Raw genomic sequence first — 13,294 nt, 5'->3', positions numbered from 1 at the left:
CCGAGAAAGCCCCGCCTGCGCTACTTGCGGCAGGCGGGGCTTAATCTTATTTGCGGAGCTTGCTTAATTCGATGTTCAGCTCCAGCACATTTACGCGGGGGTCGCCAAAGACGCCAAGATCCCGTCCGTCGGTATGTTTTTTCACCAGCTCTTTCAGTGTATCCGGCGATAGACCGGTCAGCTTGCTGATGCGTGGGATTTGGACTTCGGCCGATGCCGGCGTAATATCCGGATCAAGACCCGAGCCGGAATTGGTAATCAGCGCAAGCGGAAGCTGGCTGACCGGCACATCGGGATTGGCAGCCTGCCATGCGGCAATCGAGTCTTTGGTCCGCTGAAGCATGTCGGGATTCGAAGGCGCGTAGTTGTTAGAGCCGGATGCTTCCGATTTATAGTCGATGCTGGATACCCGTCCTTGGAAATAAGCGGGGTCGGTGAAGCTTTGCCCGATCAAGGAGGAGCCGATAATCCGGCCGTTCGAATCCTTGATCATGCTGCCGTTCGCCTGATGAGGGAAGAGCAGCTGGGCAAGACCCGTTGACACTAGCGGGTAAATAATGCCGCATAGCAGAATAAACGCGATACTGGCTCTTAGGGCAATCATAAAGAGAGAGCCGTTAGATCCCGATGAAGATGTGGAGTTCGTCATGATTATCTCTTCCTTTCAGATCGGTCTATATCCATACATGAACAAGCAGGTCGATCAGCTTAATGCCGATAAACGGGGCCAGGACGCCGCCAAATCCGTAGATCAGCAGGTTTTTGCTTAACAGCTTCGACGCGCTCATCGGTTTGTACTGCACCCCGCGCATAGCAAGCGGAATGAGCAGCGGAATGATGATCGCGTTAAAGATAAGCGCGGACAGAATGGCCGAAGAAGGCGAGCCCAGCTTCATAATGTTCAGGGCGTCCATCTGAGGGATAGCGATCATAAACATGGCCGGAATAATGGCGAAATATTTGGCGATATCGTTCGCGATACTAAAGGTCGTAAGCGCGCCGCGCGTCATTAGGAGCTGCTTGCCTATCGCAACCACCTCGATAATTTTTGACGGGTCCGAATCCAGGTCGATCATATTGGCCGCTTCCTTCGCGGCAACCGTACCGCTGTTCATGGCAAGACCAACGTCAGCTTGGGCAAGCGCTGGAGCGTCGTTCGTCCCGTCGCCCGTCATCGCAACAAGGCTGCCTTCCGCCTGCTCGCGGCGGATCAGCGCGATTTTATCCTCGGGCCTACTCTCCGCTACGAAATCGTCAACCCCGGCTTCGCGGGCAATCGTTGCGGCTGTCAGCGGATTGTCGCCGGTACACATAATCGTCTTGATCCCCATGCGGCGAAGCTGCTCGAATCTCTCCTGCATGCCCGGCTTCACGGTATCCTTTAAATAAATAATCCCGTAGATGCGGCTATCAACCGCCACGGCGAGCGGCGTACCGCCAAGCACGGCAACTCCTTCGCCGGTAGCGTCGAGATCGGACGGGACGGTGCCTCCTTGGGAAGCTACCCATTTCTTCACGGCGTCAACGGCGCCTTTGCGGACTTTCCGTCCGTCCGGAAGATCCAGGCCGCTCATCCGCGTCTCGGCCGTAAACGCAATAATCTGCGCGTTCTCGGCAAGCGGGGATTGATAACTCAGCTGTTTGGTCTTCATCAGCTCCAGGACGGAACGGCCCTCGGGCGTCTCGTCTTTGGACGAACTGAGCGCCGCCCACTCGCCAAGCTCTTGAACGTTTACGCCTTTGACAGGCAGGAAGTCGCTGGCCATCCGGTTGCCGTACGTGATTGTACCGGTCTTATCCAGAATCATCGTATTTATGTCGCCGGCTGCTTCTACCGCTTTACCGGACATGGCCAGCACGTTGAACTGCGTGACGCGGTCCATGCCGGCGATTCCGATGGCTGACAGCAGACCGCCGATGGTGGTCGGAATGAGACAGACCAGCAGGGCGATAAGCACCGGGATATCAAGCTCTACGCCAACGTATTTGGCGATTGGAGCAAGGGTAACCACAACAATCAGGAAGATCAGCGTCAGGCTGGTAAGCAGCGTGTTCAGCGCCAGCTCGTTAGGCGTCTTTTGGCGTTTCGCCCCTTCAACAAGGGAGATCATACGATCGATAAACGATTCGCCGGGATCGCTTATAATCCGGACCTTGATCCGGTCACTGACAACGCGGGTACCGCCCGTTACCGAGCTGAAGTCGCCTCCGGCTTCCTTGATCACCGGTGCAGATTCGCCGGTGATTGCCGACTCGTCGACAGAGGCAAGGCCTTCGATGATCTCGCCGTCGCCGGGAATCATTTCTCCTTCGGAGACGACGACGATATCGCCTTTGCGGAGCTCGGTTGACGACACTTGTTTTATTGTCTGGCCGGTTACTTTGTTTGCCGTAATATCCTTTTTGCTCTTCTTGAGCGAATCCGCCTGGGCTTTGCCCCGTCCTTCGGCCAGCGCTTCCGCGAAGTTGGCGAACAGGACGGTGAACAGCAGGATCAGAAAGACCGTCAGATTGAATCCGGTCCGGCCCTCCGTTCCGAAGTAGCCGGGGAAGACCGTCATCAGCAGGACGACAAGCGTGCCGACCTCTACGACAAACATGACGGGATTTCTCATCATGGTCAGCGGATTTAATTTCAGAAAGCTGTCCTTCACCGCGCGACTTATAATCGCCGAGGTCAGCATGGATTTACGTTGTGTGGTCACGGTTATTCACCTCATCCTTATCCGTTAGCGAATCGTTAAATGCTCTGCAATAGGTCCAAGCACGACGGCAGGCAGGAACGTAAGCGCGCCAACAATAACTACGGTTCCTACAAGAATTCCGCCAAACAGCACGTTGTCCGTCCGGAATGTGCCGATCGTCTCCGGTACGGGCTTTTTACGGACCAGGGATCCGGCTACAGCCAGCATGGCAATCATCGAAACATACCGTCCAAGCAGCATGACGAGTCCGGTTGTAATGTTCCAGAACGGCGTATTGTCGGCAAGACCTTCAAAACCGGAGCCGTTATTCGCCGCTGACGAGGTGTATTCATAGAGCACCTGCGAGATGCCGTGGAAGCCGGGATTCGTGATGGCTCCCTGGCCCAGATCCGTCAAGAAAGCAATAGCGGTTGGCGCCAGAATGATAAACGGATGGACGAGAATCGCGATCGCAATCAGCTTCATTTCCTTCGGCTCGATTTTCCGTCCGAGAAACTCCGGTGTCCGACCGACCATTAATCCGGCGATAAAGACGGCAAGAATGGCATACATCAGCATATTGACGAGGCCAACGCCTTTGCCGCCAAACACGACGTTCAGCATCATTTCCGCCAGCGGGACAAGACCGCCGATCGGGGTCAGCGTGTCATGCATATTGTTGACTGAGCCGGTAGTAGCCGCCGTAGTCACCGCCGTAAAGAGGGAGGATTGGGCAATGCCAAACCGGACTTCCTTGCCCTCCATGCTGCCTTGCGAGGCGTCTACGCCAAGGTTGTTCATTACCGGATTGCCATGCAGCTCAGCTGTGTAGACCGTCGCAAGGAAAACCAGGAACAGCGACATCATGGCGCCAAACACAACCCAGCCTTGCTTGCGGTTACCGGCAAAGCGGCCGTATACATAAGGAAGACTGGCAGGCAGCGCCCACATGGACAGAATCTCGATCACATTCGTGAGCGGGTTTGGATTCTCGAACGGATGCGCCGAGTTGACGCCAAAGAAACCGCCGCCGTTGGTTCCTAAATGTTTAATCGATTCAAGCGACGCAACCGGGCCGATGGCGATGCTTTGCGCTGCCCCTTCCAGCGTTGTTGCCGTTACGTTAGGCTGCAGCGTCTGCGGTACGTGAAGAGCCACAAGAACCAGCGTAATAAGCGTTGCGAGCGGCAGGAAAATCCGCGTATGGGATTTCACGAAATCGCTGAAGAAGTTGCCGATTGTGCTGCCCCTGCTCGTTAAGCCGCGAATAAAAGCAATCGCAACCGAGAAGCCGGTAGCCGCCGAGGTGAACATCATCATCATGATGACGGCCATCTGCGAAAAATAGGACAGCCCGGTCTCGCCGCTGTAGTGCTGCAGGTTCGTATTCGTAATAAAGCTGATAACGGTATTGAACGACAGCGTCTCTTCCATAGCGCCAATGCCGTTGGGGTTGCCCGAAAGGCTGCCTTGCAGACGCAGAATTAGATAACTGAGCGCGACAAGCACGATATTCGTAAGCAGAAAGCTTAGCGCGTACTTTTTCCAGGTCATGCCCTCGCGCGATTTCAGTCCTATCACTTTATAAATGAACCGTTCGATGCCGCCAAATAGGCGGTCGGTCCGGTTCGGTTGATCCGAGTACACGTGATATACATACGTTCCGAGCGGTTTGACGAGCAGAATAAGCACGCCAACCACGATGATGAGCTGTAAAATATCCATTGCGGCCTCCCAGCGATCGATTAGGGTTTAGAACTTCTCCGGATTTATCAAGGCGTAAACTAAATAAAGAAAGAGAAACAAGGCAAGCACCAACGTGACGATCATCGCTTATCCTCCTCTTGTGTAGCCAGGTCGCACCACTGCATAAAGCCGGCGAAGAGTAAAAATATCGCTGCGAGAAGCAGCACCATATAGATATCCTGCATAGCAAATTCCTCCTAAAAGAATTGCGAATAACTTCGACCCTTACCTATTATCTTGGCTTGCCATGAGATCGTTTATGATTAGAAATGAAGTATCCGCATGGCTGGAGTGAATCACATAATTGGCGCCCATCCCTTTGTAGATCAGGCGTGGATTCGCGCTGTCCGTAACGACGCAAATCGATTTGGATGTCCAGCTGCGGCAGATCTGGATGTAACGACAGCATAGATTCAGGCTTCTCTCGAATAAAAAGATCCGTCCCACCGGCAGCTCAGGGACACGCCAGGTGCCTTCATCCGTTGTATTAATGACGATAATCGTTGACACGCCAAGCTCCAGCATCCGCTCATACTCGGTCTTGTTGTTCACGATGGCTGCGAATGGGATATGCCGGTGCAGCAGCTGTTTAATAAAATCCTCGCCCTGCACGTTAGGTGCGGAGACGAGTATATAATCGTCCATGGTTTACGCTCCTCTTTTCGTTAGAGGAATCAACGACAAACAAAAAAGCCGCGGAAGAGGGACTCTTCACGCGGCTTATAAGCGCAGCAGAAAAAAAACCGCGCCTATATTCACGATCATCGTTGCCTCTCTTGGTACGCTGACGAAGTTAGCTGACGGATTCGGGCGTAAGAGTCGCCCTACGCCGACATGCTCAGATGGAGCTGAGCCGGCGATTCACCCCGTGGATTGGCTGGCTGCGCTTAACAGCCGGCTGTCCGATTGGTTCCCCCGTTCCCCCGTAAAAGGGATTAAGCGATAAAGACAGTTGATTAAAAATGGGCATAAGAAAAAGCCGCAGAGGAAAGTTCCCCGCGGCCTTGGAAGGTCACAAGATCACATCATCCTCTCTACTTGGAAAATGCCCTCGCCTAATGGGCAGTGCATTTTCATCGCTTACGAGGTTAGCTGACGGATTCGGACGGTGAGAGTCGCCCTACCGGGTCCGGCCGCGCGCAGCCTTTTCCCGGATTCACCCCGGATAAGCATGCCGCGCCGGCTCTCACACCGTTGCAATGCCGCTTATCGATTGGTTCCCCCGTTTCCCTTGACGGAAACTCAGCGATTGTTACATTTGCTGAATCGTATATTACGCCTGACGGCCGAAGTTGTAAATGAACCGTGGAGGCGGCATATTGTCTAATTCTGACAAGGAGTTTGGTTAGAGCGTTTACAATTGAAGGGAGCTCTATCATACTCTTTGTTACGCTCTATATCTCTCGAATGCGGCAATTCGGCGTGAAAGTTAGGTTTATGGCAAGCCTAAATTGGGTTGTCCGGGGGCGCCAAATAAGACGGAAAAACCGTCTTACAGCGTGTTGGGCATGCAGCCAAGGGCCGAGTAGGGCCGAATAAGACGGAAAAATCGTCTTACAGCGGGTTGAGCATGCAGCCAAGGGCCGAGTAGAGCCGAATAAGACGGAAAAACCGTCTTACAGCGGGTTGGGCATGCAGCCGAGGGCAGAGTAGGGCCGAATAAGACGGAAAAAACGTCTTACAGCGTATTGGGCAATTACGGCAAGCGCGCTTGCCGGCAGGAAGTTGGAGCAGTAAAATAAGCGCGCGGGTTAAGTGCGAGCAATGAAAGCCCCTTGTTTTCATGCGCTAATTTTGGGACAATAGGAACAGTATGCGGTTTTGGCCGCGTTTCACGAAAAGAGGAAAAACGATGAGTACAGCATCCATATATGGATTTACATTAGATCAATTAACGGCATGGCTGGGCGAGCGCGGGCATAAAAAGTTCCGGGCGACTCAGGTGTGGGAATACTTGTACCGGAAGCGGGTTACGAGCTTTGCGGATATGACGGATGTTCATCCGGACTGCGTGAAGCTGCTGGAGGAGAACTATGCGATCCAGACGCTGGTCGAGCATACGAAGCAAGTGTCGAAGGACGGCACCGTCAAGCTGCTGCTCAAGCTGGATGACGGCAACCTGATCGAGACGGTGATGATGCGCCATAAGTTCGGCTTGTCGGTCTGCGTAACCACGCAGGTCGGCTGCAACATCGGCTGCAGCTTCTGCGCGAGCGGCCTGCTCAAGAAGAGCAGGGATCTGACAAGCGGCGAGATTGTCGAGCAGATTATGAAGATTCAGCTTCATCTCGACGAATCCGGCCAAGGCGAGAAGGTTAGCCATATCGTTGTCATGGGTATCGGCGAGCCGTTCGATAACTTTATTCACCTGAACGACTTCCTTACAACGGTGAAGGATCATAAAGGTCTGGCTATCGGACCACGCCATATTACGGTATCGACAAGCGGCCTCGCGGACAAAATCAGAGAGTTTGCCGACAAGGATCAAGGGGTTAATCTCGCCGTATCTCTGCATGCGCCTAATAATGAGCTGCGGACGCGGATTATGAAGATCAACCGCGCGATTCCAATCGAGAAGCTGATGGATGCGATCGATTACTATCTGGAACGGACGAACCGCCGTATTACGCTGGAGTATATTTTGCTCAAGGACGTCAACGACCAGCCGGAGCATGCGCTTGAGCTTGCCGAGCTGGTGGGCGACCGCCGCCGCTCCCTCGTGAACGTGAACCTGATTCCTTACAACCCGGTTGACGAGCATAGCCAATACCAGCGCAGCGAGAACGACTCCATCAAGGGCTTCTACGATACGCTGAAAAAGCAAGACGTCAGCGTCAGCGTCCGCCTCGAGCATGGCGCCGACATCGACGCGGCTTGCGGCCAGCTGCGCAGCAAGCAGATGAACAAGGAAAAAGCCGGCTAACAACCTGGCGGCATAATCAAAGCCATGATCAGAGGATCATGGCTTTTTGCTTGGGAGCGCTGCGGCCCCGGTAGCCGATGCAGGTTGCTATGCAGAATTGCGCGGCATAATAAGTCGTCATAATAAGCACGTCTGACCCCGCAATATCCGAAATAAACTTATTCCAGGCGAGAATAGAGTCGGAAGCCATAAAGAGCAGGGCGCCCGCAACCGCCCATGCGTTGCCGGACATGATGGCCGACCAGCCCATCAGCGAAATGGCCGTTAAATAGACAAGAACGGGGATTTTCAGAGCATCGTCTCCCGATTTCGTAAGCGCATCGAGCAGCTCGTAGCCCATATAAACGGCGTACGCACCGATTGGAACGATGGTAACGAGCCGCCAGAAGGAATACCTCCACTGCCCGAAAAATCCGCTTAAATAAAACAAATGGCCGATTAAAAAGGCGGAGAGCCCTACGACAAAGTTACCCAGGGTGACATCGCCAACAACGCTGAAAACAAGACCGGTTAGCAGGATCCATTGAAACCGCTTACCATTTTGCGCGGACTGCATGTAAGCATAAGCGATAATCAACAGCATCGGAATCGCTTTGAAAATTAGCTTGACGGCATGCGGTTCAGCAGGAATGATAAAAATGTAAAGCAAGCCTGTGAGCAGAATAAGGGCAGGCAGCATTTTATTCAATCGGCATCGCTCCTTTTTCCTAACTATAGCATAGAATTTCATTTTTTAAGTCTGGATTTATAACGAAAAGGCGGGGTATGACATGAACGGATACGGATCTCAATTGCTGGAGAAGCAGCGGCATTATTACGGGACCGGGGCAACCCGGAGTCTCGAATTCAGGCAGGCTCAGCTGGCCAAGCTGCGCCAGGCCATTACGGAACGCGAGGATGCTATTATGCAGGCGCTTCGGCTCGACCTGAACCGGAGCGAGCAGGAGTCCTATATGCTCGAGATTGGACTTGTCCTGAAGGAAATCTCTTTTGCGCAAAAGCGGTTGAAGCGGTGGATGAAGCCCGCCAAGGTCAAAACGGCGCTTACCCATATGGGCAGTAAAGGGTACATCATGCCGGAACCGCTTGGCACCGCGCTTATTATCGCTCCGTGGAACTATCCGTTCCAGCTCGCAATGGCGCCGCTTGTCGGAGCTATAGCGGCGGGCAATACCGCAGTCCTTAAGCCGTCGGAACTATCGCCGGCGGTGTCGGAGGTCATGTCTTCGCTTGTTCAGGATACGTTTGATCCCTCTTACATAGCCGTTATGGAAGGCGGAGTTGAGGTAAGCCAAGAGCTGCTGGACCTGCCGTTCGATAAGATTTTCTTCACGGGCAGCGTTAATGTCGGCAAGTTGGTTATGGCGGCGGCAGCCAAGCATTTGACGCCGGTTACGCTGGAGCTTGGGGGTAAAAGCCCGGCTATCGTGCACCATGATGCCAATCTCAAGCTGGCTGCAAGACGTCTTGCCTTCGGCAAATTTATCAACGCCGGGCAGACCTGCATCGCGCCCGATTACGTACTCGTGCATCACAGCGTTCTGGAGGAGTTCCTGCAGCAGCTCCGCAAGTCGGTAACGAAGTTCTATGGCCAGAATCCGCTTGAGCATAAGGATTACGGCAAAATCATTTCGGAGCGGCACTTCCGGCGGCTTGCAGGCTTTCTTCGCGAAGGGGAGGCTGTCATGGGCGGAGGGGCTGACGAAATGGCGCTCCGGATCGAGCCTACCGTATTAACCCGCGTGGACTGGAATATGCCGGTCATGCAGGAGGAGATTTTTGGCCCGATTCTGCCGGTATTGGTCTACGATGAGCTTCAGGAAGCAATCGATCAGATCAATGCGCGTCCAAAGCCGCTTGCTCTCTATCTGTTCAGCGAGAATGCGGCTATTCAGAAGCGGGTGACCGAAGCCGTACCGTTCGGCGGCGGATGCATCAACGATACGCTTATGCATCTGGCGACGCCGTATTTGCCGTTTGGGGGAGTAGGCGAGAGCGGGATCGGGGCTTATCATGGCGAGTACAGCTTCAAGACCTTCTCCCATATGAAAAGCGTTCTGAAGCAAATAACGAGGTTCGATTTCGCTTTCCGTTATCCGTCGGCCAAGGGTGGACTTTCGATCATCCGGAGGCTGATGAAATAACGGAATGCAGCTGAAAACGGTTTATGTATTTTTTACCAAAAAATCGATTGACTTCGCCCAATTTGCTCAGTAACATGGGGTAGCACACTACCATTACAGACTGCCGTTGTCCCTCTCAGCCTTGGCGTAATGGGGTATTCCATGTAGGAGGTTATACGGATGGAACAACGGTTAACGGATAACCCGCAGGAGCAGGAATTCAGCATAAAAAGCATTCTGCTTCCGCTTGTCGCGATTATTCTCGGCTGTTTTATGGTTATTCTCGATACAACGGCGATGAACGTCGCTTTATCGAAGCTCGTAGAGGATTTTCATACGCAGCTTCCCACTCTTCAGTGGACCGTAACGGGTTATATGCTGGCACAAGCCGCCGTAATCCCGCTTGCGGGCTGGCTGTCCGACCGGTTCGGCGCCAAGACGGTTTTTCTGACTTCGGTTATTCTCTTTACGATTGGCTCGCTCCTATGCGCGCTGCCGAATGACCCGCAGACGCTGATTATGTTCCGCGTTATTCAAGGGCTTGGCGGCGGATTTGTGCTGCCCGTTGCGATGGCGTACGTTTACCGGCTGAGTCCGCCCAATAAAGTAGGGCAAGTCATGGGGATGCTTGGCGTTCCGATTCTGCTGGCTCCGGCCATTGGCCCCATTCTCTCCGGTTGGCTGGTCGAATACCATTCCTGGCGCTGGATCTTCCTGATCAATCTGCCGGTAGGAATCATCAGCGTATTGTTCGGGTTGTGGAGTCTGCCGAAGCTGGCGACCAAGAAGCTTGCCGGATTGGATATTCCGGGCATGATTCTGGGGCCGCTCGCTTTCGCCTCGTTATCCTATGGCGTCAACCAGGGTGCGGAGAGCTGGACTTCGGACAAAACGCTCGCCGGTCTTATCGTTGGGGGCGCAGCGCTGATCGTCTTTATCATCGTAGAGCTGCGCGCGAAGCATCCGCTGCTGGATCTTCGGGTGTTCCGCTCGATTGATTTCTCGTTCGGCATTGTGGTGCAGTGGATTGTCCAGTTCTCGCTGTTTGGCGCGATTTTCCTGCTGCCGCAATTTCTTCAGCAGGGCCGCGGCTACGGTGCGTTTGACACCGGCCTTACGTTGTTCCCGCAAGCGCTGGCTTCGGCCTGCATGATGCCGATCGGCGGTTATTTGTTCGACCGTATCGGGGTCCGCTGGCTGGTTGTTATCGGGCTCAGCCTTGTATCGGGCGCGATCTTCCAGTATTCGCATCTCGATATCCATACGGGCAGAGAGGATCTGCTCCTGCCTCTTATCATGGCCGGCTCGGGAATGGGGCTTATGATGATGCCTCTTAATTCCCATCTGATCAACAAGACGCCGCGCGAACTGGTAAGCCGTGTCACCTCGCTTACGAGCGCGATGCAGCAGGTGATCAGCTCGCTGGCGGTTGCGCTGCTCGTTACGGTTCTGACGAAGCGGATTGCAAAGCTGATGGCTGAAGCAAACGTTCCGCCCGAAGCGCTGGCGAATCAGACCGCGGGAAGCGGTGCCGCGCAGGCAAGTCCGGAGCAGCTTCAGCAGCTTCTCGCCTTGGCGGTCGATGCATTTGACTACACTTTTGGCATTATGGTGTTTGTCGCTATTACGGGTGCCTTGTTAGGGCTTCTGCTTCGAAGAGGCAAGAAAAATTCCGGAGAGAACACGCAGGTCGAAAAGCCGGAAGCGGCTCTCGAAGGGCTTCATATGGGGTAATGGAAATCAATTAACCGCGAATAGGGTCAGTTTCATTAGCCAACGCTAGTGGAACTGATCTTTTTGAATATGCGGGGAAAGGACAAACGCTTATGTTACAGCCTTATACGCAGAGAGTAGTCGATATTATTAAGCAGATTCCGGAAGGGAAAGTGATGACCTACGGGCAAATCGCGGGATTGGCAGGCAGCAGCCGCGGGGCAAGGCAGGTCGTACGAATTCTGCACTCTTTGAGCAGCGCCCATCAGCTGCCTTGGCATCGGGTGGTGAACGCCAAAGGAGAAATCGCTATCCAGGAAGACGAATCGCGGATGCTGCAAAGGCATATGCTGGAGTCCGAAGGCGTGTACATAGGGATTAACGGACTGATTGACCTGGAGGAATACAGGCACGAACCGGATATCCCGCCGGACAAATAAAGCTCCTCGTATGTTAACCGATGTGATAAAATCGGGTTAACATATAAAGGGAGGAGCAGTTCCCATGCAAAGCATCGCGTTGAGAGGGCATCATCTGTTTTGTTTGCTTGGATACCGCGGCAAGGGATATTCGGAAGGCTTCTGCACGAACATGACAGCCGTTTATGAAACGCTGCGGAACGACCCGAAGACGATCATTGAAATTATCGAAGGCCCTGATATGATCTGCGCGGCTTTTCCATCAGATCAGCCGAATCATTGCCACAATTCTAGCGTGTATCGGAAGGACAGCGAAATATTAGGCGAACTACAGCTTGAGACCGGAAACCGGTTAAGCTGGGATGAGCTAATCGGACGCGTTGCTGCCGCTATTCAACCCGATGACATTCACCGGCTCTGCTACGATTGTCCGTGGGAGCCATACGGTCTATGTCAGGAAGGGGTTGCCCATATACGGCAGGCGAAAGCGCTGCGGGCATTGCCGTAATCCGTATTTACGCCCAAAATAAAGCGGCAGCTTAAGGCTGCCGCTTTGCTAATTTCTCCTGCGCCATCCGGATCATTTCACGGATCATGGCACCGCCGATTTTTCCGCCGACATGACCGGCATCCTCGGTTTTCATATTCCCGTTGTCGCCATTGCGGTTCATGCGGATTCCCATTTCGCTGGCTACTTCGTATTTCACGTCATCCGGACTGTTCTCGTCTACCGCGTAGCCTTCCTGGCGCATCACGTTCGCCTTTAAGGTCTGCATGGCCGCCCCTGCTTCAGGAACAAGTAATCTTCTGCTGCGTCTTCCCATTGTGCCGCACCGCCTCATCTTAATTTTGACGGTATTACTTTTCCCTGCCGCCCCGGCATTTATGAAGGAGAAGGATTAAATAAACTTGCCTAGAATGGCATCTACTTTTGCCTTATTGGAGATAAAGGTATGTCTGTTCAAAAGTCTCTGATTCAGCGTGTTTTTGTTGTGCACGACAACCATATAGTTGCGTTTGCCTGACTTGGTCAGAACCTCATGCTTATGTTTAATGACTCCGCTGTGCCCATCCACCGTCTTATATCGAAAGCCGCCAAAGTATTGCTCGGAATTGTAAATCCACGTATAAAAAGGCGGGGAGGATTTGCTGACCGTGGCCATCCGGTGCCGCACGCTGTCATAAATGTAGCCTGCTTGGTTAATCAACGCCCGAGTGCCTTGCTTTGGCTTGTATTTATGAAGCTGATCGATCATGGTGCGGTGATAGGTGTCATCGCAGTCAAGGCGGACAAGGTAGAAAATAGAACTTGCGCCGACCGTTCTCCGCAGCTTTTCGCCGTATTTCTTGTCCGCCACGAAACGGATATTAGCCGGCAGCTTCGGATATTTCGCGAGCTCGGCCCGTATAATTCCCTCTGTCCGCTCCGTGTAACGAATAAAAGCGTGGAAGTTCTGGTTCGTCTGCTTGAGCAGGCTTTGAAGCGTATATTTCATAAAGATGGACATCCGGTACTTAATCCACTGAGGGGTCAGTCCAATCCGGTAAACGCCGCCCCTGTTCGAACGGTTGTTAAATTCGATTTCTACAATAATGGCTTTGATCATCTCGCCCTCGTCCCCTTCTAAGTCTTGTCTGATAAACTCTCATTTGCTTATGAGATTACTATATTCGGAAGGAATGGAT

At 53.2% G+C, this 13,294-nt stretch carries 13 protein-coding genes and 2 riboswitches; of the genes, 5 read left to right on the top strand and 8 right to left on the bottom strand.

All coding sequences use genetic code 11. The features are described from left to right. Positions 1 to 46 precede the first annotated feature (46 nt). From kdpC to PJDR2_RS30120, 5 genes are all read right to left on the bottom strand, one after another. Positions 47 to 649: a potassium-transporting ATPase subunit KdpC gene (kdpC, locus tag PJDR2_RS30135; RefSeq protein WP_015847532.1), complete on the bottom strand. Its 603-nt coding sequence runs from the start codon at positions 647 to 649 to the stop codon at positions 47 to 49. Positions 650 to 674: 25 nt separating this feature from the next. Further along, positions 675 to 2,684 carry a potassium-transporting ATPase subunit KdpB gene (gene kdpB / locus PJDR2_RS30130; protein WP_041613710.1) on the bottom strand — a complete coding sequence of 670 codons (2,010 nt, stop codon included), beginning with the start codon at positions 2,682 to 2,684 and terminating at the stop codon, positions 675 to 677. Between the two features lie 45 nt (positions 2,685 to 2,729). Beyond that, complete coding sequence (gene kdpA / locus PJDR2_RS30125; RefSeq protein ID WP_015847530.1) at positions 2,730 to 4,409, bottom strand: potassium-transporting ATPase subunit KdpA; 1,680 nt, start codon at positions 4,407 to 4,409, stop codon at positions 2,730 to 2,732. A gap of 27 nt (positions 4,410 to 4,436) precedes the next feature. Then, positions 4,437 to 4,514 (bottom strand): K(+)-transporting ATPase subunit F, encoded by a 78-nt coding sequence (kdpF, locus tag PJDR2_RS33885; protein WP_083778284.1) that lies wholly within the window; start codon positions 4,512 to 4,514, stop codon positions 4,437 to 4,439. Between the two features lie 141 nt (positions 4,515 to 4,655). Further along, positions 4,656 to 5,075, bottom strand: a complete 420-nt coding sequence (locus PJDR2_RS30120) for a hypothetical protein (RefSeq protein ID WP_015847528.1) — start codon at positions 5,073 to 5,075, stop codon at positions 4,656 to 4,658. Positions 5,076 to 5,196: 121 nt separating this feature from the next. After that, a riboswitch (cyclic di-AMP (ydaO/yuaA leader) is annotated at positions 5,197 to 5,382 on the bottom strand. A gap of 111 nt (positions 5,383 to 5,493) precedes the next feature. Further along, positions 5,494 to 5,688, bottom strand: a riboswitch (cyclic di-AMP (ydaO/yuaA leader). Positions 5,689 to 6,282: 594 nt separating this feature from the next. Here PJDR2_RS30120 and rlmN point away from each other — a divergent pair. Next, positions 6,283 to 7,353, top strand: a complete 1,071-nt coding sequence (gene rlmN / locus PJDR2_RS30110; RefSeq protein ID WP_015847527.1) for a 23S rRNA (adenine(2503)-C(2))-methyltransferase RlmN — start codon at positions 6,283 to 6,285, stop codon at positions 7,351 to 7,353. Positions 7,354 to 7,381: 28 nt separating this feature from the next. Here the strand turns inward: rlmN and PJDR2_RS30105 are convergent, their stop codons facing one another. Further along, positions 7,382 to 8,032, bottom strand: coding sequence for a lysoplasmalogenase (locus PJDR2_RS30105; RefSeq protein WP_041614818.1), 651 nt, complete (start codon positions 8,030 to 8,032; stop codon positions 7,382 to 7,384). A gap of 91 nt (positions 8,033 to 8,123) precedes the next feature. Here PJDR2_RS30105 and PJDR2_RS30100 point away from each other — a divergent pair, with 91 nt between their 5' ends. The 4 genes from PJDR2_RS30100 to PJDR2_RS30085 all read left to right on the top strand — a co-directional run bounded on the left by PJDR2_RS30100 (position 8,124) and on the right by PJDR2_RS30085 (position 12,116). Beyond that, positions 8,124 to 9,497 carry an aldehyde dehydrogenase gene (locus PJDR2_RS30100; protein ID WP_015847525.1) on the top strand — a complete coding sequence of 458 codons (1,374 nt, stop codon included), beginning with the start codon at positions 8,124 to 8,126 and terminating at the stop codon, positions 9,495 to 9,497. 159 nt (positions 9,498 to 9,656) lie between these two features. Continuing rightward, positions 9,657 to 11,210 (top strand): DHA2 family efflux MFS transporter permease subunit, encoded by a 1,554-nt coding sequence (locus PJDR2_RS30095; protein ID WP_015847524.1) that lies wholly within the window; start codon positions 9,657 to 9,659, stop codon positions 11,208 to 11,210. Positions 11,211 to 11,302: 92 nt separating this feature from the next. Then, entirely contained in the window at positions 11,303 to 11,629 is a 327-nt protein-coding gene (locus PJDR2_RS30090; protein WP_015847523.1) for an MGMT family protein, read from the top strand. Between the two features lie 64 nt (positions 11,630 to 11,693). Next, the gene (locus tag PJDR2_RS30085) at positions 11,694 to 12,116 is read left to right on the top strand and encodes a DUF1284 domain-containing protein (protein WP_015847522.1); all 423 of its coding nucleotides are present in this window, start codon (positions 11,694 to 11,696) and stop codon (positions 12,114 to 12,116) included. Positions 12,117 to 12,147: 31 nt separating this feature from the next. Here the strand turns inward: PJDR2_RS30085 and PJDR2_RS30080 are convergent, their stop codons facing one another. Then, a complete protein-coding gene (locus PJDR2_RS30080) occupies positions 12,148 to 12,432 on the bottom strand; it encodes an alpha/beta-type small acid-soluble spore protein (RefSeq protein ID WP_041613706.1) in 285 nt (94 codons plus the stop codon). A 75-nt stretch (positions 12,433 to 12,507) separates the two neighbouring features. Then, on the bottom strand, positions 12,508 to 13,215 hold the full coding sequence (locus PJDR2_RS30075) for a glycosyltransferase family A protein (RefSeq protein ID WP_015847520.1): 708 nt from the start codon (positions 13,213 to 13,215) through the stop codon (positions 12,508 to 12,510). Between the last annotated feature and the right edge of the window lie 79 nt (positions 13,216 to 13,294).

It is taken from the genome of Paenibacillus sp. JDR-2, assembly GCF_000023585.1.
In the GTDB taxonomy this organism is placed as follows: domain Bacteria; phylum Bacillota; class Bacilli; order Paenibacillales; family Paenibacillaceae; genus Pristimantibacillus.
Note: the sequence above shows the minus strand (reverse complement) of the source record. Positions and strands in the feature narration are given on the sequence as shown.

Coding starts and splice junctions, on each gene's coding strand:
- PJDR2_RS30085 (WP_015847522.1), top strand. CDS start 11,694: ATGCAAAGCATCGCGTTGAGAGGGCATCATCTGTTTTGTTTGCTTGGA.
- PJDR2_RS30095 (WP_015847524.1), top strand. CDS start 9,657: ATGGAACAACGGTTAACGGATAACCCGCAGGAGCAGGAATTCAGCATA.
- kdpC (WP_015847532.1), bottom strand. CDS start 649: ATGACGAACTCCACATCTTCATCGGGATCTAACGGCTCTCTCTTTATG.
- PJDR2_RS30100 (WP_015847525.1), top strand. CDS start 8,124: ATGAACGGATACGGATCTCAATTGCTGGAGAAGCAGCGGCATTATTAC.
- PJDR2_RS30105 (WP_041614818.1), bottom strand. CDS start 8,032: ATGCTGCCTGCCCTTATTCTGCTCACAGGCTTGCTTTACATTTTTATC.
- PJDR2_RS30090 (WP_015847523.1), top strand. CDS start 11,303: ATGTTACAGCCTTATACGCAGAGAGTAGTCGATATTATTAAGCAGATT.
- PJDR2_RS30075 (WP_015847520.1), bottom strand. CDS start 13,215: ATGATCAAAGCCATTATTGTAGAAATCGAATTTAACAACCGTTCGAAC.
- PJDR2_RS30080 (WP_041613706.1), bottom strand. CDS start 12,432: ATGGGAAGACGCAGCAGAAGATTACTTGTTCCTGAAGCAGGGGCGGCC.
- rlmN (WP_015847527.1), top strand. CDS start 6,283: ATGAGTACAGCATCCATATATGGATTTACATTAGATCAATTAACGGCA.
- kdpA (WP_015847530.1), bottom strand. CDS start 4,409: ATGGATATTTTACAGCTCATCATCGTGGTTGGCGTGCTTATTCTGCTC.
- kdpB (WP_041613710.1), bottom strand. CDS start 2,684: ATGCTGACCTCGGCGATTATAAGTCGCGCGGTGAAGGACAGCTTTCTG.
- PJDR2_RS30120 (WP_015847528.1), bottom strand. CDS start 5,075: ATGGACGATTATATACTCGTCTCCGCACCTAACGTGCAGGGCGAGGAT.
- kdpF (WP_083778284.1), bottom strand. CDS start 4,514: ATGATCGTCACGTTGGTGCTTGCCTTGTTTCTCTTTCTTTATTTAGTT.